The following is a 24,793-nucleotide window of genomic DNA, read 5'->3' as shown; positions in this document are numbered from 1 at the left end:
AGGTACTGCAAAACAGTAGGCAATGGGATTCGGTCACTGCGGAACATCGATGATGGGGGACGTCCGTCGTGCGTCGCTGCGAAACGCCAGTTGTCGGTTGCGATGGGCGATGCGATTGTCGTCTCGAAACGAACTGACAGGCCCTCTTTGTTCCGGTTGCGTGCGGGATGGTGCAGTGCGCCGGAGGGACTCGGCAGCGAGTGTCCGAGCAGGATACGACGCACGTGGATGATCCGCGTGCCGCTCCGGGCAACCTGGTTGGGCCGATCGAGTGAGCATCGAGTGAGGGGCGTGCGGGGCATCCGCCGAGCCGGGTGTCCGCCCGTGCGCGGAGCGTGGCCGGAAGCGGCCTCCTCCGGTCGCTGATACCCTGGTAGCCCGTGGACCGGTGGGCGAGAAACCCCCGAACCGCAGCGACGGCAACCCCCGGAAATCTCCGGGCCCCACGCCGATACGCACCCCAGACCGACCACGGGAGCCCCCTCTTGGCCATGCCGCCCAGTGCTTTTCGAAACAGCACAGCCACGACGACCAAGCACATCTTCGTCACCGGGGGTGTCGCGTCCTCCCTCGGCAAGGGCCTGACCGCCTCCAGCCTGGGCGCGCTGCTCAAGGCACGGGGTCTGCGCGTCACCATGCAGAAGCTCGACCCGTACCTGAACGTCGACCCGGGCACCATGAACCCGTTCCAGCACGGCGAGGTGTTCGTCACCAACGACGGCGCCGAGACGGACCTGGACATCGGGCACTACGAGCGCTTCCTCGACGTGGACCTGGACGGCTCGGCCAACGTGACCACCGGTCAGGTGTACTCCACCGTCATCGCCAAGGAGCGGCGCGGCGAGTACCTCGGTGACACCGTGCAGGTCATCCCGCACATCACCAACGAGATCAAGCACCGCATCCGGCGCATGGCGACCGACGACGTCGACGTCGTCATCACCGAGGTCGGCGGCACGGTCGGCGACATCGAGTCGCTGCCCTTCCTGGAGACGGTCCGCCAGGTCCGGCACGAGGTCGGCCGCGACAACGTCTTCGTCGTGCACATCTCGCTGCTGCCCTACATCGGCCCGTCGGGCGAGCTGAAGACCAAGCCGACCCAGCACTCCGTCGCCGCGCTGCGCAACATCGGCATCCAGCCGGACGCGATCGTGCTGCGCGCCGACCGCGAGGTCCCCACCGCCATCAAGCGCAAGATCTCGCTGATGTGCGACGTCGACGAGGCCGCCGTGGTCGCCGCGATCGACGCCAAGTCGATCTACGACATCCCGAAGGTCCTGCACACCGAGGGCCTGGACGCCTACGTCGTGCGCAAGCTGGACCTGCCGTTCCGTGACGTGGACTGGGCGACCTGGGACGACCTGCTCGACCGCGTCCACAACCCGGTCCACGAGATCACGATGGCGCTGGTCGGCAAGTACATCGACCTGCCCGACGCCTACCTCTCGGTCACCGAGGCGCTGCGCGCCGGCGGCTTCGCCAACCGGGCCCGCGTCAAGATCAAGTGGGTCACCTCGGACGACTGCAAGACCCCGGCGGGCGCCGCCAAGCAGCTCGGTGACGTGGACGCGATCTGCATCCCCGGCGGCTTCGGCGACCGCGGTGTGTCCGGCAAAGTTGGCGCGATCCAGTACGCCCGCGAGAACCGCATCCCGCTGCTCGGCCTGTGCCTGGGCCTGCAGTGCATCGTGATCGAGGCCGCGCGGAACCTGGCCGACATCCCCGACGCCAACTCCACCGAGTTCGACTCCGGCACCGGGCACCCGGTCATCTCCACGATGGCCGAGCAGCTCGACATCGTGGCGGGCGAGGGCGACATGGGCGGCACCATGCGTCTGGGCATGTACCCGGCCAAGCTCGCCGAGGGCTCGATCGTGCGCGAGGTGTACGACGGCAAGGAGTACGTCGAGGAGCGCCACCGTCACCGCTACGAGGTGAACAACGCCTACCGCGCCGAGCTGGAGAAGAAGGCCGGTCTGCAGTTCTCCGGCACCTCCCCGGACGGCAAGCTCGTCGAGTACGTCGAGTACCCGCGCGAGGTCCACCCCTACCTGGTCGCGACCCAGGCGCACCCCGAGCTGCGCTCGCGTCCGACCCGGCCGCACCCGCTGTTCGCCGGCCTGGTCAAGGCCGCGGTCGAGCGCAAGACGGGCAAGTAGCACCAGGGTTGTACGGTGACCGGGGTGCGGGTCCGCGGGTGTTCCCGCCGGGCGCGCACCCCGGTCCCGTCACCGGACCGGCTTCTGTTGCGCGTGTGGGAGGACAGGCCATGACGATCAAGGACACCCCCGAGGAGTGGGAGGTCCGGGCGACCGAGACCCCTTTCAAGGGCAACAAGACCTCGGTGCGCACCGACGACGTGGTCATGCCCGACGGATCCGTCGTCCGCCGCGACTACCAGGTCCACCCGGGTTCCGTGGCGGTCCTCGCCCTGGACGGCGAGGACCGGGTGCTGGTGCTGCGCCAGTACCGCCACCCGGTGCGCCACAAGCTGTGGGAGATCCCGGCGGGGCTGCTCGACGTCCCCGGCGAGAACCCGCTGCACGCGGCCCAGCGCGAGCTCTACGAGGAGGCGCACGTCAAGGCGGAGACCTGGCGGGTGCTGACCGACGTCTACACCACGCCCGGCGGCTGCGACGAGGCCATCCGGATCTTCCTGGCCCGCGACCTCTCCGCCGCGGAGGGCGAGCGGTTCGAGGTGGAGGACGAGGAGGCCGACATGGAGCTGGCCCGGGTCCCCCTGGCCGAGCTCGTCGCCGGTGTCCTCGCCGGCGATCTGCACAACAACTGCCTGGTCGTGGGTGTCCTCTCGCTCGTCGCGGCCCGTCACGGCGCCGGACTCGACGCCCTGCGCCCGGCCACCGCGCCCTGGCCCGCGCGCCCCTTCGAGGCCTGACCGCGCTACCGGGGAGGCTGCGCCACCCGTCTCCGGGGCGGCCCCGCCACCCCGGAGACGCAGCGCCGTCCCGCCGCCGGACGGGTCGTATACGTCCGTTCGGCGGACGGCGGTCAGACGATCGCCTGATCCGATCGGGGGATGTCCCCGACGCGCTCCTCACGGATCGTCGCAGAGCGTGAACTAGGCTCTGGAAAACGCCCGTACCGGAGTCCCGGCGGGCCGGCGCGTGCAGTGGAACGGGAGCGTGGCCCGTGGCGGATCAGGTGGTGGACGGCGGCGGCACCGAGGTGGCGTCCCAGGGGCAGCTCCCGGCTGCCGGGTCCCCTCCTACGGGAAGTCAGTTCCTGGGCCGCGCAAGAGAGTTGAAGGAACTGCGGGCCGACATCGAGCGCGCGGGACTGGACACCCTGGCCGGCCGCAAGGCCCCCCGCGCACGGGTGCTGCTCATCGCCGGCAAGCCGGGTTCGGGCCGCAGCGCCCTTGCCGCCGCCCTTGCCGCGCAGGTCGCCGAGAGTTACCCCGACGGCACCCTGCGCGCCCGGCTCACCGAACCCGACGGCACCCCGGTGCCCACCGAGACCACCGCGCGGGACCTGCTCACCGCCCTCGGGCTGTCGGCGCCCCCCGGAGCGGGCGCCGACGAGCTCGGCGAGCGGCTGCGCGAGGCCTTCGCGATCCGCCGGGCCGTACTGCTGCTCGACGACGCGGCCGACGCCGAACAGGTCGACGCGCTGCTCCCCGACTCCCCGGACTGCCTGGTCGTCGCCGTCTCCGGCGGGCCGCTGACCGGCATCGCGGACGTCCGCCCCTGCACGCTCGGGGGTCTGGACACCAAGTCCGCCCTGGAGGTCCTCGGCCAGTTCACCGGCTCGGTGCGCATCACCGTCGACCCGCTCGCCGCCGAGGGGCTGGTCGAACTGTGCGCGGGCCAGCCGACCGCCCTGGTGCTGGCCGGCGGCTGGCTCGCCGCCCGCCCCTCCGCCGCCGTGGCCGACCTGGCCAAGCACCTGCGCACCGAGGGGGAGGAGGGCACCCCGCTGGAGCGGGTCTTCCGGCTCTCCTACGGCTCCCTGCCGGGAGGCGCCGCGCGGATGCTGCGCCTGCTCTCGCTGGCCCCCGCCGGACTCGTCGATCCCCACACCGCCTCCGCGCTGGCCGGCTGCTCGGTCCAGTCGGCGCACACCACGCTGGACGAGCTCACCGGCCTCGGCCTGCTGCGGGCGGTCCCCTCGCCGTTGCCGCAGTACGAGGTCCCCGGCTGCTTCCATCCGCTGCTCACGGCGCTCGTCGACACCCACGACCGGCCCGCCGAGGTGCAGCTGGCCCGCGCCCGGATGCTGGAGCGGACCGTACGGCTCCTGGTCTCCTGCCGCGCCATCACCGAGACCGACAGCTCGCCCGCCCGGGAGAAACTCGCCGGGACCCCGCGCGCCCTGCGCTTCGCCGACCCCCGGGCCGCCGAGGAGTGGCTGCGCGTCCGCAGACCCGCGCTGCTCGCCTCGGCCCGGGCGGCGGTCGCCGACGGGGAGCTCGACACCCTGGCCCGCCGGCTCATGGCGGCCCTGGTCCGGGCGATGGCGGCCCACTTCGGCACCCGGGCCGCGGCCCCCGACCTGTACGGCATCCACCGGCTCGTCCTGGACGTCGCCGAGCGCCGGAACCTGCCCCGCGAGAAGGCGGCGGCCCTGCTCAACCTCGCCGACCTGGACGCGGGGACCGGCCGCAGGACCGACGCCCTCGCCCGCTACCGGGCCGCGCTGGACGCCGGACGCGAGGCGAACGACCCGTACGCGACGGGCCGGGCGATGGAATCCGTAGGCGGCGCCCACCAGGAGCTCGGGGACCACGACCGGGCCGCCGACTGGTTCGGCCGGGCGCTCGCCCAGCGGCTCGCGCGCGACGAGCGCGTGGACGCGGCCCGGCTGTACGGGCGCATCGCCGGCGCCCACACCTACGCGGGCCGCTACGGAGAGGCGCAGGTCAACTGGCGCGCCGCGGTCGCCTGGCACCGCAAGAACGGCGATGTCGCCTCCCAGGCAAGGGCGTTGAGCGAGATGGCCCGGGTCCAGGAGTACGCCGGGCGGCCCGAGGAGTCGCTGCGCACCTGCCAGGAGGCCGTGGAGTGGGCGCGCCGCGCGGACGACGTACGGCTGCAGGCCGCGTTGCAGGTCAGACTCGCCGACACCCTCGACCGGCTCGGCGACCCGGCCGCCGCCCGGCTGCACCGGGCCGCCGCCGAGCGCATGCTGGGAGAGGAGCTCCCGGAGAGTGCATCCGGCTTGGAACGCGACGCTAACGCCTACGAAATCCGCAGTGCATCCGCTGAAGATTGATGCATTGAAAGGCTAGACAGAGGGAATTCCTTCATTAGACTGGCTCCGCCGCGTTCTTCCGTGGTGTCTCCCGATGTGCTCCCGTACGTCGGGTATGACATGCATTGCCTGGCTTGCATCGCCTCGGCATGCATAGCCCCAGAGCCCTCTGAGTCAAGGACCGTGATCGACGTGAAGGTCGGCATCCCCCGCGAGGTCAAGAACAACGAGTTCCGCGTGGCCATCACCCCCGCAGGCGTGCACGAGCTCGTGCGCCACGGCCACCAGGTCTTCGTCGAGCAGAACGCCGGTGTCGGCTCCTCGATCACGGACGAGGAGTACGTGTCCGCCGGTGCGCAGATCCTGCCCACCGCCGACGAGGTCTGGGCCACCGCCGACCTGCTGCTCAAGGTCAAGGAGCCCATCGCGGAGGAGTACCACCGTCTCCGCAAGGACCAGACGCTCTTCACCTACCTGCACCTCGCCGCGTCCCGGGAGTGCACGGACGCCCTCCTGGAGTCCGGCACCACCGCGATCGCCTACGAGACCGTCGAGCTGCCGAGCCGCGCGCTGCCGCTGCTCGCCCCGATGTCCGAGGTCGCGGGCCGCCTCGCCCCGCAGGTCGGCGCCTACCACCTGATGCGCGCCAACGGCGGCCGCGGTGTCCTGCCCGGCGGCGTCCCCGGCGTCCTGCCGGCCAAGGCCGTCGTCATCGGCGGCGGCGTCTCCGGCTGGAACGCCGCGCAGATCGCCATCGGCATGGGCTTCGAGGTGACGCTGCTCGACCGCGACATCAACAAGCTGCGCGAGGCCGACAAGATCTTCGGCACCAAGGTCAAGGCCGTCATGTCCAACTCCTTCGAGCTGGAGAAGGCCTGCCTGGAGGCCGACCTCGTGATCGGCGCCGTCCTGATCCCCGGCGCCAAGGCCCCGAAGCTGGTCACCAACGAGCTCGTCTCGCGGATGAAGCCGGGGAGTGTCCTTGTCGACATCGCGATCGACCAGGGCGGCTGCTTCGAGGACTCGCGTCCCACCACGCACGCCGAGCCGACCTTCCCGGTCCACAACTCGGTCTTCTACTGCGTCGCCAACATGCCCGGCGCGGTGCCCAACACCTCGACGTACGCGCTGACCAACGCCACGCTGCCGTACATCGTCGAGCTCGCCAACCGCGGCTGGACCGAGGCGCTGCGCCGTGACAACGCGCTGGCCAAGGGCCTCAACACGCATGACGGCAAGGTTGTTTACCGCGAGGTCGCCGAGGCCCACGGGCTGGAGCACGTCGCGCTGGAGAGCCTGCTCGGCTGAGTCCTCCCGCGCCCCCGCGAGTCGACATTCGCGCCCGACTCGGCGCTGACAAAAGGCGATACGTCAACACGGCTCGTCAACACCGCTCACCAGGCCGGACCTTGCCCGACAAGGTCCGGCCGGGTGTGTGTCGGGTCACTTTGCGACACTCGTTCAACTCGCTACGAACGTAACTCTTCAACCGATTCGCACACCGGTGAAACCTGCCGTGCGACGGCCTTACGCCCTTGACAGAGGGGTGTTCGGTTGCCGACACATCGGGTCGGGTCCGGCGGATTGTGTTGCTGCGGAGCGGTGACACGCCATAGAGTCGCCAACCGTCGGCATGGTGCCACGCTGACCTATCGAGAAGTTTCCTGGTCACCAAGGAGGTAAGACGACTTGTGAATGAGTCGACATTTACTCCCGGGGGTGGTCAACCAGGAATGCCGGCGCGGGGCCAGGACCCCACGGGGCTCGAGGCTGTCGGCTCCGTCGCTGTCCGCACCTTCGCAGCCCACCAGAGTCCCCGGACGACTCAGACAGCACACCCGAGCATGGATGGCCATCACGTGAACGCCATGGCCGGCAACGGAAGTGGCGAGAACCACACCCACTTCGCCGACTACGACGAACTGCCCGAGGGGCACTTCTACGACCCCGACGCCGAGTACGAGCCCGATCCGGAGTACGCGGCCACGCTCGCGCCCGACGCGGCCCGTCAGCGCCGCGAGCGCATCGGCCCGACAGGGCGCCCGCTGCCCTACTTCCCGATCCCGGGACCGCTGACCAGTCACGGCCCCGCGACGATCATCGCGATGTGCAACCAGAAGGGCGGCGTGGGCAAGACCACGTCGACCATCAATCTGGGTGCCGCGCTCGCGGAGTACGGACGCCGGGTGCTGCTCGTCGACTTCGACCCGCAGGGCGCGCTGTCCGTGGGACTCGGCGTCAACCCGATGGAGCTCGACCTCACCGTCTACAACCTGCTCATGGAGCGGGGCATGGCGGCCGACGAGGTCCTCCTGAAGACGGCGGTCCCGAACATGGACCTGCTGCCCAGCAACATCGACCTGTCCGCCGCCGAGGTGCAGCTGGTCAGCGAGGTCGCGCGCGAGTCCACGCTGCAGCGCGCCCTGAAGCCGCTGATGGCCGACTACGACTACATCGTGATCGACTGCCAGCCCTCGCTCGGCCTGCTCACGGTGAACGCGCTGACGGCCGCCCACAAGGTGATCGTGCCGCTGGAGTGCGAGTTCTTCGCGCTGCGCGGTGTCGCGCTGCTCACCGAGACGATCGAGAAGGTCCAGGAACGGCTGAACCCGGAGCTGGAGCTCGACGGCATCCTCGCCACGATGTACGACTCCCGCACGGTGCACAGCCGTGAGGTGCTCGCGCGCGTCGTCGAGGCCTTCGACGATCACGTCTACCACACCGTGATCGGCCGGACCGTCCGCTTCCCGGAGACCACGGTCGCCGGCGAGCCGATCACCACGTACGCCTCCAACTCCGTCGGTGCCGCCGCCTATCGCCAGCTCGCCAGGGAGGTGCTCGCCCGGTGTCACGCCGAGTGAGTCTGCCGGGGGCCGACGAACTGTTCCGTACCACCGGGGGCATGGCGCTCCAGGCATCCACCCCCTCCCGCCGGACCAACGGCGAGGCCCGGGTGCCGGCTCCGGCCGGCGAGAGCGACACGGGGGCGGGGGAGGACGCGCCCTCGTCGGTGCCCGTCCAGGGCGGTGACGGCGAGGGCGACGAACACGTCGCCGCCGACGCCGACCCGAACGAGGCCGGGGAGTCGCGCAGCCGGGGCGGCGCCCCGGACCGTTCGGGGCGCGGCCGGCCGGCGCAGGAAGGTTCTGCCGCCGTCTCCGCGTCCGTGCAGTCCTCCCGCAAGCGCGGGCGCGCCGCGAACCGCCGGCCCAGCGGGCGGGAACGGCACGACGAGAAGATCACCGTGTACGTGTCCGCCGAGGAGCTGATGGACCTCGAACACGCGCGCCTGGTGCTCCGCGGCGAACACGGACTCGCCGTCGACCGCGGGCGGATCGTCCGCGAGGCGGTCGCCGTGGTCCTCGCGGACCTGGAGTCCCGCGGGGACGCGAGCATTCTCGTCCGGCGACTGCGCGGGCGGTAGCGGTAGCCTTCGACGGCTATGACCTCGAACGTCCCGCCTCCGTCAGCCGCCCCCGGCGGCCGTCGCCGTGCGCTGGGCCGAGGCCCCGGCTCGACACCGGTTCCACCCGAGGAACCCGAGGTTTCCCAGGTGTCCGAGACACCTGAGGCACCCGAGCCGCCCGAGGTTCCCGGGCCGTCCCAGGCCGCGGAGCCGTCCGAGTCCGAGGCCGCGGAACCGTACGAGGTCCCCGAGCCGTCCGGAGCTTCCGAGCCGTCCGCGCTCCCGGCCGGACCGTCGGCGGCGCCCGCCCGGACTCCGGGAACGGACACGGAGCCGCCCGGGCACGGTGAGGGTGCCCCGACGCAGGCGCCCGCGGCGGCCCTGGAGTCCCTTGTCACCGAGGAGCCGCGGACCGCCGAGCCCCCGGAGGGCCCCGCGGAGCCCTCCGGGGCGCCCGTGGAGCGCCCCGCGCGGACCGCGCGCCCCCTCGACCCTCTCGCGCCCTCCGAGGCGCCCCAGGGCGATCCTGCGCCCTCCGCCTCCGCCCCCGTGGAGCCGGTTCCGGACCCCGGGCCGGCCCCGGGTCCGGACGCCGCGGACAGCGGTGTCTTCAAGGTGCGGCTCTCGAACTTCGAGGGCCCCTTCGACCTGCTGCTCCAGCTGATCTCCAAGCACAAGCTCGACGTCACCGAAGTGGCGCTGTCCCAGGTCACCGACGAGTTCATGGCGCACATCCGGGCGATGGGCCCGGACTGGGACCTCGACCAGACGACCGAGTTCCTGGTCGTCGCGGCCACGCTGCTCGACCTGAAGGCGGCCCGGCTGCTGCCGGCCGCCGAGGTCGAGGACGAGGCCGACCTCGCCCTGCTGGAGGCGCGGGACCTGCTGTTCGCCCGGCTGCTGCAGTACCGCGCGTACAAACAGATCGCCGACATCTTCAACACGCGGCTGGCGGAGGAGTCCCGCCGCTACCCCCGTACCGTCGGCCTGGAGGCGCAGTACGCCGAACTGCTGCCCGAGGTCGTCATCAGCATCGGCCCCGAGGGCTTCGCCCGGCTCGCGGTCAAAGCGATGCAGCCCAAGCCCAAGCCGCAGGTGTACGTCGACCACATCCACGCGCCGCTCGTCAGCGTGCAGGAGCAGGCCGGGATCGTGGTGGCGCGGCTGAGGGAACTCGGCGAGGCCAGCTTCCGCTCGCTCGTCGAGGACACCGACGACACCCTCACCGTCGTCGCCCGCTTCCTGGCCCTGCTGGAGCTCTACCGCGAGAAGGCCGTCGCGCTGGACCAGGAGGAGGCCCTCGGGGACCTCCTGGTGCGCTGGACGGGCGGGGAGGGCGAGGGGACGCCGAGGGTGACCGACGAGTTCGACCGGCCCGCGGAAGCGGCGAAGGACGGGGCGGGGCGCGGGAGCGAGAAGGAGAAGACGTGAGCGAGGAGACCACCGGCGCCCCCGCGGGGACCCCCGGCGTCGCCGGGCTCGACCTCGGGGCCGCCCTGGAGGCCGTCCTGATGGTCGTGGACGAGCCGGCCACCGAGGAACACCTCGCCAGGATCCTGGAGCGGCCCAGGCGGCAGGTCGCGGACGCGCTGCGCGCGCTGGCCGACGAGTACACCGTCCAGGGCCGCGGTTTCGAGCTGCGGCTGATCGCCGGCGGCTGGCGCTTCTACTCGCGCCCCGCCTACGCGAGCGCCGTCGAACGCTTCGTCCTGGACGGCCAGCAGGCCCGGCTCACCCAGGCGGCCCTGGAGACGCTCGCCGTCGTCGCGTACCGCCAGCCGGTCAGCCGCTCCAGGGTCTCGGCGGTCCGCGGAGTCAACTGCGACGGCGTGATGCGCACCCTCCTCCAGCGCGGTCTGGTCGAGGAGGCGGGCACGGAACCCGAAACAGGTGCGATCCTGTACACGACGACGAACTACTTCCTGGAGCGAATGGGCCTGCGCGGTCTGGACGAGCTCCCGGAGCTCGCGCCCTTCCTCCCCGAGGCGGACGCGATCGAGGCAGAGACGCTGGAAGGGGTCCCGTCGTTCGATCCGGACGCCCCGGACACAGACGCAGACGACACGACGACGACGGAACTTTGATGCGAAGCAGTGGCAGCGGCAGTGGCAGGAACAGCGGGAGCGGCAAGCCGCGCGGAACCGGCGGGAGCGGCGGTTCGCGCGGCGGCGGCGCGCCCCGCGGGACCGGCGGGGGCGGTGGCTCGCGCGGCAGCGGCGGGAGCGGTTCGCGCGGGAGCGGCGGCGGCTTCCAGCCGAAGAGCTCGGCCGCCGGGCGCGACGACCGGCCGAAGCGTCCCAGCAAGCCCCGTCCCGAGGAGCGCCTCTACGACGTAGGCCCCGGCGGCTCGCAGGCCGGCCCCAAGTCCGGGCGCGGAGCCTCGGCGCGCGGCGGTGCCAAGGGCGGCCCCAAGCAGGGCCAGCAGCGCGGCGGCCGCACGGAGCCCTCGCGCTCCCGTGAGTACGAGACGCGGACCGAGGAGCGCAACCGCGACCGGTACGCGGGCAAGCCCGACATCAAGCTTCCCAAGACCTTCCCGGGTGCCGAGGAGGAGGGCGAGCGCCTGCAGAAGGTGCTCGCGCGCGCCGGCTACGGTTCCCGGCGTGCCTGCGAGGAGCTGGTCGACCAGGCCAGGGTCGAGGTCAACGGGCAGATCGTGCTGGAGCAGGGTCTGCGCGTCGACACCGACAAGGACGAGATCAAGGTCGACGGTCTGACGGTCGCGACGCAGTCCTACCAGTTCTTCTCGCTGAACAAGCCGGCCGGTGTCGTCTCCACGATGGAGGACAACGAGGGCCGTCAGTGCCTCGGCGACTACGTGACGAACCGCGAGACGCGGCTCTTCCACGTGGGCCGGCTCGACACCGAGACCGAGGGCGTCATCCTGCTCACCAACCACGGTGAGCTGGCGCACCGGCTGACCCACCCCAAGTACGGCGTGAAGAAGGTCTACCTCGCGCACATCGTGGGCCCGATCCCGCGCGACCTGGGCAAGCGGCTCAAGGACGGCATCCAGCTGGAGGACGGGTACGCGAAGGCGGACCACTTCCGCGTGGTCGAGCAGACCGGCAAGAACTACCTCGTCGAGGTGACCCTGCACGAGGGCCGCAAGCACATCGTGCGCCGCATGCTCGCCGAGGCCGGCTTCCCGGTCGACAAGCTCGTCCGCGTCGCCTTCGGCCCGATCACCCTGGGCGACCAGAAGTCGGGCTGGCTGCGCCGTCTGTCGAACACCGAGGTCGGCATGCTCATGGCCGAGGTCGGTCTCTGACCTCCACGAGCCCGCGCATCGGCCGGTCCCGGGACTTCTCCGGGGCCGGCCGGTCCGTTTTCCGTCCCTCGAACGGCAACCTCCTCGGCCGAAAGCCTTGTTGACACCCGCCGCTCCCTTTATGGTCGTACTGACCATGGTCAAGGTGACCATGATGAAGGGGTGTGTGGGGAGTGGCGGCGCACGAGATGCGGGCCTCGGGGGGCGCGGTGCCCGAGGGCTACGACAAGTACGCCTTCGAGCCCTTCGCCGTCACCGTCGACCTGGCCGTCCTGACCGTGCGCGCGGGCGCCCTGCAGGTCCTGCTCGTCGAACGGGGCGCGGAACCCTACGCCGGCCGCTGGGCCCTGCCCGGCGGCTTCGTGCTGCCCCGCGAGTCCGCCGAGGAGGCCGCCCGGCGTGAACTCGCCGAGGAGACCGGCCTGTCGGACCTGACCGGACTCCACCTGGAACAGCTGCGCACCTACAGCGAACCCGACCGCGACCCCCGGATGCGGGTCGTCTCCGTCGCCTTCGCGGCCCTGTTGCCCGACCCTCCCGAACCGCACGGCGGCGGCGACGCGGCGCGCGCCATGTGGCAGCCGTACGACGAGCTCGGCCCGCTCGCCTTCGACCACGACCGGATCCTCGCCGACGCCCACGAACGCGTCGGCGCCAAACTCGAGTACTCCTGTCTCGCCACGTCCTTCTGCCCGCCCGAGTTCACCCTCGGAGAGCTGCAGCACGTCTACGAGACGGTCTGGGGCACCGCGCTCGACCGGCCCAACTTTCGGCGCAAGGTCCTCGCCACGCCCGGATTCGTCGAACCGGTGCCCGGCGCCGCCCGTCTCACCGGCGGCCGCGGCAAACCCGCCGCCCTCTACCGCGCGGGCGGCGCCAAGGCTCTGCACCCACCCCTGCTGCGTCCCACCTCGTAAGGACGGCCCCGATGACCAGCCCGACCCTCACCAAACGCGCCGCCACCGGTTCCCTCATCGGCCTCGCCCTCGGCGACGCGCTCGGCTTCCCCACCGAGTTCAACACCGTCCCCGCCATCCTGGACAAATGCGGCCCCTGGCGGCAGATGGCCCTGCCCAGGCCCGCGATCGTCACCGACGACACCCAGATGACCCTGGCGCTGGCGAACGGACTACGCACCGCGATGGACCGCGGTCTGCTCGGCCCGCTGCGGATGGAACGGCCGGTCCGCGAGGAGTTCGTGGACTGGTACCAGTCGCCCGAGAACAACCGGGCCCCCGGCCGGACCTGCCTGGTCGCCTGCAACCTCCTCAAGGACGAGAAGCGCCGCTGGCAGGAGGCGAGCCAGACCGGCTCCAAGGGCTGCGGCGCCAACATGCGCGTGGCGCCCGTCGGGCTCGCCCGCGGACTCAGCGACGAACAGCGCGCCGGCGCGGCCCAGTTGCAGGCCGCGCTCACCCACGGCCACCCCACCGCGCTGGCCGCCTCGGACCTCACCGCGTACACCGTCCGGCTGCTCTCCGAGGGCACCGATCCCGCCGAACTGATCGGCCTGCTGCTCGCGTACGCGCACGAGAACCGGTACCGCTACCACTCCCGCTGGCTCGGCGACCTGTGGACCTTCACCCACGACGCCGGCCCCGAGCAGTACATCTCCCGCGGCTGGGACGAGTGCATCGCGGTCCTGGAGAACCTGCGCCGGGCCGTGCGCACCGCCTCGCCCGAGGACGACCCCTGTCTCGCCACCGGCGAGGGCTGGATCGCCGAAGAGGCGTTCGCCACCGGGCTGCTGTGCTTCCTGATGTTCGTCGACGAACCCGTCACCGCCCTGCGCCGGGCCGCCTGCACCTCGGGCGACTCCGACTCCATCGCCTGTCTGACCGGCGCGTTCGCGGGTGCCCACCTCGGCTCGGACGCCTGGCCCGGCGACTGGGCCGACCGCATCGAGTACCACGGCGACCTCATGGCGCTGGGGGCGCTCTGGGATGCTTGATCCATGACAGACGTCCTCGGCATCGGCGCCGACCTCGCGAGCGTGGTCGGCGAACAGCCCGACCCGGTCCTCTTCGCCACCGTCTCCGGGGCCCACCTGTACGGCTTCCCCTCACGCGACTCCGACGTCGACCTGCGCGGTGTCCATGTGCTGCCCGCGGCCGACTGCTGGGACTGCGCGAACCGGAGGAGACCCGCTCCAGGATGTGGATGCGGGACGGGACCGAGATGGACCTGGTCACGCACGACCTGCGCAAGTTCGTCCGGCTGATGCTGCGCCGCAACGGCTATGTGCTGGAGCAGCTGCTGTCGCCGCTGGTCGTGCACACCGGTGACGAACACCGTGAGCTGATCTCGCTCGCACCCGGCGTCCTCACCCGTCACCACGCCCACCACTACCGGGGGTTCGCGGGCACGCAGTGGCGGCTCTTCGAGAAGAGCGGTGAACTCAAGCCGCTGCTCTACACGTTCCGGGTGCTGCTCACCGGCATCCACCTCATGCGCACCGGCGAGGTGCAGGCCGATCTGCCCACGCTGGCCGGGCAGATCGCCTCGCCCGCCTATCTCCCGGACCTGATCGCCGCGAAGGCGGAACGCGAGCACGGGGCGGCCGACGTCCCCCACGCGCGCGTCGAGGAGGACGTCGAGCGGCTGCACGCCGTCCTCGACGAGGCCCAGGAGGCCTCCGCGCTGCCGGACGCCGCCTCCGCGTACGACGCCCTGCACGACTTCGTGGTCCGGGTCCGTCTGGACTGATCCGGACGACCAGCGGTTCCCGGCGGAGTCTCCGAGGACCGGCCGTCGCCCACGGAGCCCCGGACGGCTAGTGGCTGCCGGCGGAGTCCCGGAGCGCCGAGGCCCGGCGGACCCGGACCAGGAAGTCCTCCACGCGCGCGTGGTCCGGCTCGGGCGGGAGCGGGCTGTGGGCCGCCGCCTCGTCGGTCTCCGTCGCCAGCCGCACCATCCGGCGCTCCACCTCCTCCCAGGACACCTCGCCCCGCTTCACCGCGAGCAGCGGCTCGCGCTGCTCGCCGACGCCGATCGTCAGGGACCCGGTGCGCAGCAGATCGCGGGCACTGGTCAGCAGGCGCAGCAGATGCATGGCGTGCTTCCAGCGCGGGGCGCCGTGCGTGCGGACGTCGGCCTCCAGCTTCTTGCGCTGGCCCAGGGCGTAGCGGGCGAACGTGTCGTGTGCCCGGAGGGAGAGGAACGCCCCGCGCAGGGAGAGGAGTTCGCGGCCGGTGTCGTCCACGTGCTCGACGAGCGGGGAGTGCAGGCACTCCAGGATGTTGGGGTTGGCGCGCAGCGCGAGCGAGCAGAACCGCTCCAGCTCCCAGCTGAACTGCTCCGGCGCCGGGCCCTCGACATGCGTCGGCGGCTTCTCGAAGCGCCAGAACAGCGCGGTCGGCGCGAGGAAGACGCCCCGGACGTCCGTGTCACTGCCGTCCGTGGCCAGGCCGAACGCGCGGGACCCCATCACGCAGGAGTAGATCGTGTGGTCCCGCACCAGGGAGAGATCGGCGTCCGGGACGGTCGGCGCGGGCGTGCCGGACGGCGCCGGGTCGGCCGGGGGCGTCGGGGCTGCCTGGGGTGCGGGAAGTTCGGAGCGCATGTCCGGAGCGTACGGGCCCGCTCACGCCAGACGGATCGAGTTTCCGGTCACCGTGATCTTCTCCGCGGGCAGCGGACGCGTCGCGGGACCGTTCTTCACCGACCCGTCCTCGGCGCTGAACCTGCTGCCGTGGCAGGGACAGTCGATGGTGCCGTTCGCCACCTTGTCGACCAGGCACCCCTGGTGCGTGCAGACCGCCGAGAAGGCCTTGAAGTCGCCCTTCGCCGGCTGGGTGACCACGACCTTCTGGTCCTTGAAGACCGTGCCCCCGCCGACCGGGACGGCGCTCGTGGTGGCGAGCTCCTGGCCGCTGGAGGCCTTCGGGGAGGAGTCCGAGGAGCTGCTCCCGCTGTTGTACTGGCTGCATCCCGCGAGCAGCGCGGACGCCCCCGTGGCGAGGATCACCGTGCGCCGCGTCGAGCGGTGGGTCATGTCGTCACTCCGAACGTACGGAAGAACCAGAAGGCGGACGTCAGCCAGACGGCGGTGAGCACGGCGAAGACGAGGCCGCCGACGACGGGCAGCAGCCAGTTGGGCAGACGCTCCGAGCGGAGCAGCAGCATCTTGGCACTGAAGGCACCGAAGAAGAAGCACCCCAGGAGCGAGTGCCACATGACGCGCGTGCTGTACGTCTGATAGCCCAACGCGTACAGACAGTGCACCGCGACCGGCACGGCCACCAGGAACGCGATCCGTCCCGACCACCGGTGCAGCGCCCCCGCCCAGCCCGGGCCCGGCAGCTTCCCGTAGAGCATGAGCGCCGAGACGAGCTGGACGAGGGCGAAGAAGATCGCCGTCGTCGCCAGCCAGGACTTCACGGCGCCCGTGCTGCTGAAGCCGGCGAGGTTGAACGCCGTCCCCGTGGGGTCGTGGACCTTGCCGTAGACGCCGAGGCCGACCGCGACGACCGCCGCGACCAGGGCCGGGACCAGATAGCGGGCCGCGCCGGGGCTGCCGTGGCCGGGCGGCTGCGGTGGAAAGCCCTGGGTGGCGGCGTTCGGGTCCACGGTCATGAACGGCTCCCGGTGGAAGAGGAGGTCAGGGGGTGACAGGACGGGCGACGACCTTCTGGCCGTCGATCGTCACGGCGCCGGTCTCCGGGTCGATCTCCGGTGCCGCCGCGGGCGTGCCGTCGCGTTCCACGACGCCGACCTGCCTGCCGCCGGGCAGCACGATCCAGCCGCCGTCGATCTTCGCGCCGCGCACGGTGGCCGTCGCCCGGTACAGGCCGGAGGGCTTGACCGCCCGGTCGGCCGTGAACACGTACCGCTGCCCGCCGACCTCGGTGGTGCCGCTGATCAGCCGGTTGCCCTTCAGGGTTCCGTCCAGCCGGTCGCCGTGCGCGCCCGTGAGCTTCAGGGTGCCGTCCTGCGCGACCGCGCCCTTGAGCCAGGACTCCTTGTCGTGGCCGTCGCAGAAGTACGCGATGGCCCTGCCGCCGCGCAGGGAGACCGCGACCGCGGAGGAGCCGTCGTCGGTGCGGCCCGCGTAGTCGGCGTTCGGGACGGCCGCGCGGGACGCGGAGGGGCTCGGCGCGGGGCTCCTCGGCGGCGAGGCGGAGACCGCGGGCGCGGTGGCGGACGCCGAGACGCCCGGCGAGGCCGGCCGGTACGGGTTCGACGTGCCCTTCGTCCCCGTCGTCGCGTTGAGCGCCAGCAGGAACACGGCGAACACGAGCCCCGCGAGGAGGGTGAGAAGGGGTCCTGGGCGCTTCATCCGTTCCTCCCCGGGGCGGGTCTCCTGCCATCAGAGCGGACGCGTGCCCCCGCGTCCAGAGGCGCACGGGCGCGTTCTCCCCGGACTTCGCGGAATGGGGCGATTCGGGTGACACCGGCACCTCCGGGCGGCCCGCCCCGGCCGGATCCGGTTCCGGGGGCCCGTCTCGTCAGACGGGCGCCGCGCACCCGCCGTCCGGGGGCTGACTACGCTGGTGTGACACGCGTGAACACAGACCAGCTGCACAGATCAGCTACATGGATCAGCGAGGAGCACCAACGTGGCGGTACGAGCGGTCCGGGGCGCCGTCCAACTGGAACGGGACGAGGCCGGGCACATGGACGAGCAGGTCAGCGAGCTGCTCACCGCCATCCTGGAGCGCAACGCGCTCACCACGGACGACCTGATCAGCATCTGGTTCACGGCGACCCCCGATCTGCACAGCGACTTCCCGGCCGCGGCGGCCCGCAAGCTCGGCATCGTCGACGTCCCGCTGATCTGCGCGCAGGAACTGGACATCGAGGGCGCGATGCCCCGGGTGGTCCGGGTCCTCGCCCATATCGAGTCCGACCGGCCGCGCGCCGACGTCGTGCACGTCTACCTCGGCGCCGCGGGCGCCCTGCGCAAGGACATCGCCCAGTGAGGACCGCACTCGTCATCGGAACCGGGCTGATCGGCACGTCCGCGGCCCTCGCGCTCGCCGCCCGCGGCGTCGTCGTCCACCTCGCCGACCACGACCCGGAGCAGGCCCGCACGGCGGCCGCGCTCGGCGCCGGCACCGACGAGGCCCCCGAGGGGCAGGTCGACCTCGCGATCGTCGCCGCGCCGCCCGCCCACGTCGCCGCCACCCTCGCGGACGCCATGCGCCGCAAAGTGGCCCGCGGCTACCTCGACGTCGCGAGCGTCAAGGGCGGCCCCCGCCGCGAGCTGGAGGCGCTCGGCCTCGACCTCACCCCGTACATCGGCACCCACCCCATGTCCGGCCGGGAGAAGTCCGGCCCGCTGGCCGCGAGCGGCGACCTCTTCGAGGGCCGGCCCTGGGTGCTCACCCCGACCCGGGACACGGACACCGAGGTCCTGAACCTCGCTCTGGAACTGGTCTCGCACTGCCGGGCCGTGCCCGTCGTCATGGACGCGGACGCCCACGACCGCGCCGTGGCGCTCGTCTCGCACATGCCGCATCTGGTGTCCAGCATGGTCGCCGCACGCCTGGAGCACGCCGAGGAGACGGCGGTACGGCTCTGCGGGCAGGGCATCCGCGACGTGACCCGGATCGCGGCCTCCGACCCCCGGATGTGGATCGACATCCTCTCCGCGAACCCGGGCCCCGTCGCCGACCTGCTCGCGGACGTCTCCGCGGACCTCGACGAGACGGTCCAGGCCCTGCGCGCCCTCCAGTCCTCCGACGAGGACAAGCGCCGTGAGGGCGCGACCGGCATCGAGGACGTCCTGCGCCGAGGCAACGCCGGCCAGGTCCGCGTCCCCGGCAAGCACGGCTCCGCGCCGCGGGTCTACGAGGTCGTGGCCGTGCTGATCGACGACCAGCCCGGACAGCTCGCCCGCATCTTCGCCGACGCGGGGATGGCCGGCGTCAACATCGAGGACGTCCGCATCGAGCACGCGACCGGGCAGCAGGCCGGTCTGGTGCAGCTGATGGTGGAGCCGAAGGCGGTACCGGTCCTGAGCGCGGCCCTGCGGGAACGGGGCTGGGCCCTGCGCCAGTGAGAACGGCCGCCGCCCCGTGCCCCGAAGCCCCGGTGCCACCGTCGTCCGACCGGCCTGCCGGGCCGTCGGCGGAAGGGGCAGTGATACGGGGTCCGCGGGGCCGGTAACCTTGTGCGGGGCGCGCTCGCGCCCCGCAGAGACCTCCACCCCGCACCAGGAAGGTGTTCCCACCGTGGAAAACGGCGCCGCCCGTACCGTTCCGGCTGTGATTGTCGCCATCGACGGCCCCTCCGGCACGGGCAAGTCGAGCACCTCGAAGGCCGTGGCCGCCAAGCTCGGCCTGAGCTACCTGGACACCGGCGCCCAGTACCGCGCCATCACGTGGTGGATGGTCAGCAACGACATCGACATCACGGACCCCTCCGCGATCGCCGCCGCGGCCGGCAAGCCGGAGATCGTCTCCGGCACCGACCCGGCCGAGCCGACCATCACGGTCGACGGGACCGACGTCGCGGGCCCGATCCGCACCCAGGAGGTCACCTCCAAGGTCAGCGCGGTCAGCGCCGTCCCCGAGGTGCGGGCCCGCATCACCGAGCTGCAGCGCGCCCTCGCCGGGTCCGCGCCGGCCGGCATCGTCGTCGAGGGCCGGGACATCGGCACCACCGTGCTGCCCGACGCCGACCTGAAGATCTTCCTCACCGCCTCCCCGGAGGCGCGTGCCGCCCGGCGCAGCGGTGAGATCAAGGGCGCCGACGTCGAGGCGACCCGTGAGGCCCTGGTCAAGCGCGACGCGGCCGACTCCAGCCGTAAGACCTCCCCCCTCGCCAAGGCGGACGACGCGGTCGAGGTGGACACCTCCGACCTCACGCTCCAGCAGGTCATCGAGTGCGTCGTCACCCTCGTCGAGGAGAAGCGGGCCGCCGCGTGAGCGCACCCTCCGCGAGACGGGCCGAGGTCGGGCGCCGCATCGGCGTCGGCCTGATGTACGGGCTGTGGAAGCCGCGCGTCCTCGGCGCCTGGAAGGTCCCCGCGACCGGACCGGCGATCCTGGCCGTGAACCACGCCCACAACATCGACGGGCCGATGGTCATGGGCGTCGCGCCCAGGCCCACGCACTTCCTGATCAAGAAGGAAGCGTTCGTCGGCCCGCTCGACCCGTTCCTGCTGGGCATCGGCCAGCTCAAGGTCGACCGGGAGATCGCCGACCGCGCGGCCATCACCGACGCCCTCGGCGTCCTGGCGGCCGGCGGAGTCCTCGGGATCTTCCCCGAGGGCACCCGGGGCGAGGGCGACTTCGCCTCGCTGCGGGCCGGGCTCGCGTACTTCGCGGTGCGCAGCGGGGCCCCGATCGTCCCGGTCGCGGTACTGGGAAGCACCGAACGGGCCAGCCGGCTCACCAAGGCGCTGCCCCCGCTGCGCAGCAGGGTCGACGTCGTCTTCGGCGACCCCTTCGAGGCGGGCGACGGCAGCGGCCGGCGCACGCGACAGGCGCTGGACGAGGCCACCGGCCGCATCCAGAAGCAGCTCAGCGCCCACCTGGACCACGCCAGACATCTGACCGGACGCCGGGAAAACACCGGGCGCCCCGCCGGGCGCTAGGCGACACTTAGTAGTGGATCACCCGGATTTGCGGACGGTCCACCGATCACCACGAATGAACGACGAGGTACGGACTTCATGAACGACCACATCCAGCCCGACGGCTCGGCAGAGCACGATCACGGGGCGCTTGGCGATGCCGAGTACGCGGAGTTCATGGAGCTCGCCGCGGAAGAGGGCTTCGACATCGAGGACGTCGAGGGCGCGATCGAGGAGGCCGGGCACGGCCCGCTCCCCGTCCTCGCCGTCGTCGGCCGCCCGAACGTCGGCAAGTCGACCCTGGTCAACCGCATCATCGGCCGCCGCGAGGCGGTCGTCGAGGACAAGCCCGGCGTCACCCGCGACCGCGTGACCTACGAGGCCGAGTGGTCGGGCCGCCGCTTCAAGCTCGTCGACACCGGCGGCTGGGAGCAGGACGTCCTCGGCATCGACGCGTCCGTCGCCGCCCAGGCCGAGTACGCCATCGAGGCGTCGGACGCGGTCGTCTTCGTCGTCGACGCCAAGGTCGGCGCGACCGACACCGACGAGGCGGTCGTCCGCCTGCTCCGCAAGGCCGGCAAGCCCGTCATCCTGTGCGCCAACAAGGTCGACGGCATGAGCGGCGAGGCCGACGCCACGTATCTGTGGTCCCTCGGTCTCGGCGAGCCGCACCCGGTCTCCGCGCTGCACGGCCGCGGCACCGGCGACATGCTCGACGCCGTCCTGGAGGCGCTGCCCGAGGCCCCGGCGCAGAGCTTCGGCACCGCGGTCGGCGGCCCCCGCCGCATCGCCCTGATCGGCCGCCCGAACGTCGGCAAGTCCTCGCTGCTGAACAAGGTGGCGAACGAGGACCGCGTGGTCGTCAACGAGATCGCGGGCACCACCCGTGACCCGGTCGACGAGCTCATCGAACTCGGCGGCGTCACCTGGAAGTTCGTCGACACGGCGGGCATCCGCAAGCGCGTCCACCTCCAGCAGGGCGCCGACTACTACGCCTCGCTGCGCACCGCCGCCGCCGTCGAGAAGGCCGAGGTCGCGGTCATCCTGATCGACGCGTCCGAGACCATCTCGGTGCAGGACCAGCGCATCGTCACCATGGCCGTCGACGCCGGCCGCGCCGTCGTCCTCGCCTTCAACAAGTGGGACACGCTCGACGAGGAGCGCCGCTACTACCTGGAGCGGGAGATCGAGACCGAGCTCGCCCAGGTGGCCTGGGCGCCCCGGGTGAACGTCTCGGCCCGCACCGGCCGTCACATGGAGAAGCTCGTCCCGGCGATCGAGACGGCCCTGGACGGCTGGGAGACACGCGTCCCGACCGGCCGTCTGAACGCCTTCCTCGGCGAGCTGGTCGCGGCCCACCCGCACCCGGTCCGCGGCGGCAAGCAGCCCCGCATCCTGTTCGGCACGCAGGCGGGCACCAAGCCCCCGCGCTTCGTGCTCTTCTCCTCGGGCTTCATCGAGCACGGCTACCGCCGCTTCATCGAGCGCCGACTGCGCGAGGAGTTCGGCTTCGCGGGTACGCCGATCCACATCTCGGTGCGGGTGCGCGAGAAGCGCGGCACCAACAAGAAGAAGTAGGGCCCACGGGCAGGACGCCCGTGGACACGGCGTGAGGGGCGGCTCCCGGGGAGCCGCCCCTCACGCTTCTCTGCTTCTTCGCTACCCGCCGCTCACACGCCCCTGCGCGGGGCGGGCGGAAGCGCGGCCGGGACGTGCTGGGTCCCGGTGCCGTGCTGGCGCGTACCCGTCTGCCAGACGGCCGTCGTCATCGACGTGTGCCCGTGCTGCGCGGCGATCTGCCGGGTGGTCTGCGCCCCCGCGCTGTACGAGCTGTACAGCCCCGAGCTGCTGAAGGAGTTCGAGCCGCGCCCGAGGAGCCCGAAGGCCTTGAACTCCAGGTGCTCCTCGCCGTGCCGGTCACCGGGCAGGGTCCTGAACGACCGGATCCACTCGGCGTACAGCGCGTCGTAGATCGGCGTGGCCGACGGGCCGCCCGGATGATGATCATGCACCGGCCGCGACGCCGCCACCTCTCTGCTCGGACGGTGGGGGGAGCCAGAGGGAGGGACCGGCTGGAAGGGCCGGTGGCCGGGGACGTCGTAGGTGTGCACGTACGTGCCAACGACCCCGGTGGCCGACGGATGCGGCCGGAACGTTCATTTCACGGGCCGTCAGGAGTGACGGCGCGCGCGGGGGCGCGGGGAACCGCACGGGCACCCCGGGCCGAGGCCGGCCCGCCGCCCGCGGTTCCCCGCCGCGTCCCGTCCGGCGACTCTCAGATGCCGGCGAGTGGCATGGCCGCCGCCACCAGCTGTCCGTTGGCCGCCGCCTTGTCGAGCGCGTCGCGCAGCAGGTCCTCCCGGGGCTGACGCCCGATCGAGCCGACCGGCGCCGCGAACAGGAGCACCTGCTGGAGCTTGTTCGCCGCGGCGCGCCAGCTGTCGGTGACCTGGAGCGCCTGGTGGGCCTGCCACCAGGCGACGGGGGCGCCGCCGCCGCTGCCCGGCTGGAGCACGGCGTGCAGCTGGCCCGCCGCGAGCAGCACGGACCAGCCGTGCAGGACCGGCGGCACCGAGCTCAGCTCGGTCGCGGGCATGAAGCCCTGCTCGATCAGCAGGGGCAGGAAGTCGTCGCCGATGTCGGTCGAGCCGGGCCGCACGATCGGTCCGGTCGGCTCGACGACGAGCGCGGGGTGCAGCTCGCCGTGGATCAGGACGAGTCCGCTGGTGACGCCGAGCACGGCCTGCTCGGGGACGAGGTCGGCGGGCGCGCCGTCGGGGTGGATCGAGCGGACGGCGCCCTGGAGTTGCTCCTCGGTGACCTGCACGACCTGCGAGGGCAGGCAGGTGGCGTGGGCGAAGGCGAGGACGGCGGTCTCGTCGCCGATGAACAGGACGGTGCTGGTGCGCTCCTGTTCCGAGTCGCCCGGGGTGCGGCACGACGTGCAGTCGTAACTGCCGGGGGCGTTCTCTCCGGCGAGCAGCCGGTCGGCTTCTTCGTCGCCGATCTCGGCGCGTACGTCGTCGCTGACGTCGAGCATGCGCGGCACGGTGGCTCCTCGGGATGCGGTGCGTGGCGGTGCCGGGTGGCTCCCGGCCCATGAACCGGCGTTCCCGGCTCATGAAGATGTCAACGGGTGATCTGTGGCCGGAGTCACGCCCGAGAGCGAACGGAATCGAACCATCCGACGCCCAGGGTGAAGGCGCCCCCGGAATCGGTCACTCCCAGTCAACTTGTGGAAGTCGTGGGGAAGTTGAATGGGTGAAGTGAGTCACAGATCACGAAGGGCGCTGGTCGACAAATCCTGAAATCACCCCATGAAACGGCTGGCCGAAAATCGACGGTACCCACGGTAACGGCGAACTGGCCTCGAATGACAAGGAGTTGGTTGATATCGGGGCGCCCGGCTCCCTAGATTCCTTCGCCGTGTGCAACGAGCACCGCTCGGGTACGTCCGCCGGCCGATCCTCCACGGATCACAGCAACACCGCCGGCGGGCGGGTCGGAGCGCGAGGACCGCGTCCAACGCGCAGGTCGTCGTGTTCCCTCCTGGGGGACCCCGGGTGTTTCGAGAGGGAAATACATGTCCGCATGTGCCGATAGCACTCACGAAAACGGCCACAAGGCTCGTACGGCGAACAAGACACGTACGACGGCGGTCCTGGCCGGGGCGGCACTGCTCGCCCCGCTCGGACTGCTCGCCGCGGGCGGCGAGGCCGCCGCGGCCGACAGCGGAGTGTGGGACCGCATCGCCCAGTGCGAGAGCGGCGGCAACTGGCACATCAACACCGGCAACGGCTACTACGGGGGGCTCCAGTTCTCCGCCGGCACCTGGCGCGCCTACGGCGGCACGGCGTACGCGCCCACCGCCGACCAGGCCTCCAGGAGCGGCCAGATAGCCATCGCGACGAAGGTCCAGCGCGCCCAGGGGTGGGGTGCCTGGCCCACCTGCTCGGCCCGCGCCGGGGCCTACGGGAACGCGCCCGGCTCCTCGGGCACCGGGCAGGCCGCAGGATCGGCGGGCACGCGGTCGTCCGGCGGCTCCGCCTCCGGGCAGACCCACGAGCAGTCCAAGAGGTCCGTACCGGCGAAGCGGGAAGCGGCGAAGACGCCGGTCCGCGCGCCGGGCCACGTCAACCGCGGTTCGTCCCGCGGCGACTACACCGTCCGCCAGGGCGACACCCTGAGCGGCATCGCCGCACGGCACGGGACCACCTGGCGGAAGATCTACGCCGCCAACGAGAGTGTCATCGGCGGTGATCCCGACCTGATCGTGCCCGGCCAGCGGCTCGACATCTGAGCCACGCTCCCCCCGGGGCCTGTCCGACAATTCCCGTCCGACAGGCCCTCGTCCCGGGCGCGAGGCCCCATCCGGTCGTCCGAC

At 71.9% G+C, this 24,793-nt stretch carries 23 protein-coding genes and 1 pseudogene; 18 read left to right on the top strand and 6 right to left on the bottom strand.

The genetic code is table 11. The features are described from left to right. Nucleotides 1-491 precede the first annotated feature (491 nt). From IO36_RS42270 to IO36_RS42215, 12 genes and pseudogenes are all read left to right on the top strand, one after another. Complete coding sequence (locus tag IO36_RS42270; RefSeq protein ID WP_037628615.1) at nucleotides 492-2,159, top strand: CTP synthase; 1,668 nt, start codon at nucleotides 492-494, stop codon at nucleotides 2,157-2,159. Nucleotides 2,160-2,269: 110 nt separating this feature from the next. Next, the gene (locus IO36_RS42265) at nucleotides 2,270-2,896 is read left to right on the top strand and encodes an NUDIX domain-containing protein (protein WP_037628614.1); all 627 of its coding nucleotides are present in this window, start codon (nucleotides 2,270-2,272) and stop codon (nucleotides 2,894-2,896) included. Nucleotides 2,897-3,150: 254 nt separating this feature from the next. Then, nucleotides 3,151-5,232 (top strand): tetratricopeptide repeat protein, encoded by a 2,082-nt coding sequence (locus tag IO36_RS42260; protein WP_037628612.1) that lies wholly within the window; start codon nucleotides 3,151-3,153, stop codon nucleotides 5,230-5,232. A 162-nt stretch (nucleotides 5,233-5,394) separates the two neighbouring features. Next, nucleotides 5,395-6,519 (top strand): alanine dehydrogenase, encoded by a 1,125-nt coding sequence (gene ald / locus IO36_RS42255; RefSeq protein ID WP_209441355.1) that lies wholly within the window; start codon nucleotides 5,395-5,397, stop codon nucleotides 6,517-6,519. Nucleotides 6,520-6,944: 425 nt separating this feature from the next. Then, nucleotides 6,945-8,072 (top strand): ParA family protein, encoded by a 1,128-nt coding sequence (locus IO36_RS42250; protein WP_078943795.1) that lies wholly within the window; start codon nucleotides 6,945-6,947, stop codon nucleotides 8,070-8,072. Further along, entirely contained in the window at nucleotides 8,057-8,635 is a 579-nt protein-coding gene (locus tag IO36_RS42245; RefSeq protein WP_037628609.1) for a hypothetical protein, read from the top strand. Before IO36_RS42250 ends, IO36_RS42245 begins: the two co-directional genes overlap by 16 nt. A 129-nt stretch (nucleotides 8,636-8,764) precedes the next feature. Beyond that, nucleotides 8,765-10,048 carry a segregation and condensation protein A gene (locus IO36_RS42240; protein WP_342455148.1) on the top strand — a complete coding sequence of 428 codons (1,284 nt, stop codon included), beginning with the start codon at nucleotides 8,765-8,767 and terminating at the stop codon, nucleotides 10,046-10,048. Then, the gene (gene scpB, locus IO36_RS42235; protein ID WP_037628608.1) at nucleotides 10,045-10,701 is read left to right on the top strand and encodes an SMC-Scp complex subunit ScpB; all 657 of its coding nucleotides are present in this window, start codon (nucleotides 10,045-10,047) and stop codon (nucleotides 10,699-10,701) included. The genes IO36_RS42240 and scpB overlap by 4 nt, the downstream gene beginning before the upstream one ends. Continuing rightward, the gene (locus IO36_RS42230) at nucleotides 10,701-11,888 is read left to right on the top strand and encodes a pseudouridine synthase (RefSeq protein ID WP_037628606.1); all 1,188 of its coding nucleotides are present in this window, start codon (nucleotides 10,701-10,703) and stop codon (nucleotides 11,886-11,888) included. Before scpB ends, IO36_RS42230 begins: the two co-directional genes overlap by 1 nt. Before the next feature lie 188 nt (nucleotides 11,889-12,076). Next, nucleotides 12,077-12,805: an NUDIX hydrolase gene (locus IO36_RS42225; RefSeq protein ID WP_037628693.1), complete on the top strand. Its 729-nt coding sequence runs from the start codon at nucleotides 12,077-12,079 to the stop codon at nucleotides 12,803-12,805. Nucleotides 12,806-12,816: 11 nt separating this feature from the next. Continuing rightward, nucleotides 12,817-13,839 carry an ADP-ribosylglycohydrolase family protein gene (locus IO36_RS42220; RefSeq protein ID WP_037628604.1) on the top strand — a complete coding sequence of 341 codons (1,023 nt, stop codon included), beginning with the start codon at nucleotides 12,817-12,819 and terminating at the stop codon, nucleotides 13,837-13,839. A 3-nt stretch (nucleotides 13,840-13,842) separates the two neighbouring features. Further along, a pseudogene (locus IO36_RS42215) lies at nucleotides 13,843-14,594 on the top strand (nucleotidyltransferase domain-containing protein). A gap of 67 nt (nucleotides 14,595-14,661) precedes the next feature. Here the strand turns inward: IO36_RS42215 and IO36_RS42210 are convergent. The 4 genes from IO36_RS42210 to IO36_RS42195 all read right to left on the bottom strand — a co-directional run bounded on the left by IO36_RS42210 (nucleotide 14,662) and on the right by IO36_RS42195 (nucleotide 17,166). Next, nucleotides 14,662-15,315: a nucleotidyltransferase domain-containing protein gene (locus IO36_RS42210; protein WP_051901348.1), complete on the bottom strand. Its 654-nt coding sequence runs from the start codon at nucleotides 15,313-15,315 to the stop codon at nucleotides 14,662-14,664. Nucleotides 15,316-15,471: 156 nt separating this feature from the next. Next, nucleotides 15,472-15,882, bottom strand: a complete 411-nt coding sequence (locus IO36_RS42205) for a Rieske (2Fe-2S) protein (protein ID WP_037628603.1) — start codon at nucleotides 15,880-15,882, stop codon at nucleotides 15,472-15,474. Continuing rightward, on the bottom strand, nucleotides 15,879-16,463 hold the full coding sequence (locus IO36_RS42200) for a DUF6529 family protein (RefSeq protein WP_037628602.1): 585 nt from the start codon (nucleotides 16,461-16,463) through the stop codon (nucleotides 15,879-15,881). The genes IO36_RS42205 and IO36_RS42200 overlap by 4 nt, the downstream gene beginning before the upstream one ends. Nucleotides 16,464-16,488: 25 nt before the next feature. Next, entirely contained in the window at nucleotides 16,489-17,166 is a 678-nt protein-coding gene (locus IO36_RS42195; protein WP_037628601.1) for a hypothetical protein, read from the bottom strand. A 280-nt stretch (nucleotides 17,167-17,446) separates the two neighbouring features. On the opposite strand from IO36_RS42195, the gene aroH reads away from it, so the two are divergent. The 5 genes from aroH to der all read left to right on the top strand — a co-directional run bounded on the left by aroH (nucleotide 17,447) and on the right by der (nucleotide 21,987). Continuing rightward, complete coding sequence (aroH, locus tag IO36_RS42190; RefSeq protein ID WP_037628600.1) at nucleotides 17,447-17,809, top strand: chorismate mutase; 363 nt, start codon at nucleotides 17,447-17,449, stop codon at nucleotides 17,807-17,809. Continuing rightward, nucleotides 17,806-18,891, top strand: a complete 1,086-nt coding sequence (locus IO36_RS42185) for a prephenate dehydrogenase (RefSeq protein ID WP_037628599.1) — start codon at nucleotides 17,806-17,808, stop codon at nucleotides 18,889-18,891. The genes aroH and IO36_RS42185 overlap by 4 nt, the downstream gene beginning before the upstream one ends. Nucleotides 18,892-19,063: 172 nt before the next feature. Beyond that, nucleotides 19,064-19,759: a (d)CMP kinase gene (gene cmk, locus IO36_RS42180; RefSeq protein WP_037628598.1), complete on the top strand. Its 696-nt coding sequence runs from the start codon at nucleotides 19,064-19,066 to the stop codon at nucleotides 19,757-19,759. Beyond that, nucleotides 19,717-20,430 (top strand): lysophospholipid acyltransferase family protein, encoded by a 714-nt coding sequence (locus IO36_RS42175; RefSeq protein WP_209441354.1) that lies wholly within the window; start codon nucleotides 19,717-19,719, stop codon nucleotides 20,428-20,430. The genes cmk and IO36_RS42175 overlap by 43 nt, the downstream gene beginning before the upstream one ends. Before the next feature lie 78 nt (nucleotides 20,431-20,508). Then, on the top strand, nucleotides 20,509-21,987 hold the full coding sequence (gene der, locus IO36_RS42170; RefSeq protein WP_037628596.1) for a ribosome biogenesis GTPase Der: 1,479 nt from the start codon (nucleotides 20,509-20,511) through the stop codon (nucleotides 21,985-21,987). A 92-nt stretch (nucleotides 21,988-22,079) separates the two neighbouring features. Here the strand turns inward: der and IO36_RS42165 are convergent, their stop codons facing one another. Further along, nucleotides 22,080-22,421, bottom strand: coding sequence for a hypothetical protein (locus IO36_RS42165; RefSeq protein WP_037628691.1), 342 nt, complete (start codon nucleotides 22,419-22,421; stop codon nucleotides 22,080-22,082). A 263-nt stretch (nucleotides 22,422-22,684) separates the two neighbouring features. Beyond that, on the bottom strand, nucleotides 22,685-23,458 hold the full coding sequence (locus IO36_RS42160; RefSeq protein ID WP_037628595.1) for a hypothetical protein: 774 nt from the start codon (nucleotides 23,456-23,458) through the stop codon (nucleotides 22,685-22,687). Nucleotides 23,459-23,992: 534 nt separating this feature from the next. Here IO36_RS42160 and IO36_RS42155 point away from each other — a divergent pair. Next, the gene (locus IO36_RS42155) at nucleotides 23,993-24,709 is read left to right on the top strand and encodes a LysM peptidoglycan-binding domain-containing protein (RefSeq protein WP_037628593.1); all 717 of its coding nucleotides are present in this window, start codon (nucleotides 23,993-23,995) and stop codon (nucleotides 24,707-24,709) included. Nucleotides 24,710-24,793 lie beyond the last annotated feature (84 nt).

This window comes from Streptomyces aureus (genome assembly GCF_000725495.1).
Taxonomy (GTDB): Bacteria; Actinomycetota; Actinomycetes; order Streptomycetales; family Streptomycetaceae; genus Streptomyces; species Streptomyces aureus_B.
Note: the sequence above shows the minus strand (reverse complement) of the source record. Positions and strands in the feature narration are given on the sequence as shown.

What these genes read in the sequence shown, in the direction of transcription:
- IO36_RS42270 (WP_037628615.1), top strand. Translation starts at nt 492, where the DNA reads ATGCCGCCCAGTGCTTTTCGAAACAGCACAGCCACGACGACCAAGCAC.
- IO36_RS42265 (WP_037628614.1), top strand. Translation starts at nt 2,270, where the DNA reads ATGACGATCAAGGACACCCCCGAGGAGTGGGAGGTCCGGGCGACCGAG.
- IO36_RS42250 (WP_078943795.1), top strand. Translation starts at nt 6,945, where the DNA reads ATGCCGGCGCGGGGCCAGGACCCCACGGGGCTCGAGGCTGTCGGCTCC.
- IO36_RS42230 (WP_037628606.1), top strand. Translation starts at nt 10,701, where the DNA reads ATGCGAAGCAGTGGCAGCGGCAGTGGCAGGAACAGCGGGAGCGGCAAG.
- IO36_RS42225 (WP_037628693.1), top strand. Translation starts at nt 12,077, where the DNA reads ATGCGGGCCTCGGGGGGCGCGGTGCCCGAGGGCTACGACAAGTACGCC.
- IO36_RS42220 (WP_037628604.1), top strand. Translation starts at nt 12,817, where the DNA reads ATGACCAGCCCGACCCTCACCAAACGCGCCGCCACCGGTTCCCTCATC.
- IO36_RS42210 (WP_051901348.1), bottom strand. Translation starts at nt 15,315, where the DNA reads ATGGGGTCCCGCGCGTTCGGCCTGGCCACGGACGGCAGTGACACGGAC.
- IO36_RS42205 (WP_037628603.1), bottom strand. Translation starts at nt 15,882, where the DNA reads ATGACCCACCGCTCGACGCGGCGCACGGTGATCCTCGCCACGGGGGCG.
- IO36_RS42200 (WP_037628602.1), bottom strand. Translation starts at nt 16,463, where the DNA reads ATGACCGTGGACCCGAACGCCGCCACCCAGGGCTTTCCACCGCAGCCG.
- IO36_RS42195 (WP_037628601.1), bottom strand. Translation starts at nt 17,166, where the DNA reads ATGAAGCGCCCAGGACCCCTTCTCACCCTCCTCGCGGGGCTCGTGTTC.
- der (WP_037628596.1), top strand. Translation starts at nt 20,509, where the DNA reads ATGAACGACCACATCCAGCCCGACGGCTCGGCAGAGCACGATCACGGG.
- IO36_RS42155 (WP_037628593.1), top strand. Translation starts at nt 23,993, where the DNA reads ATGTCCGCATGTGCCGATAGCACTCACGAAAACGGCCACAAGGCTCGT.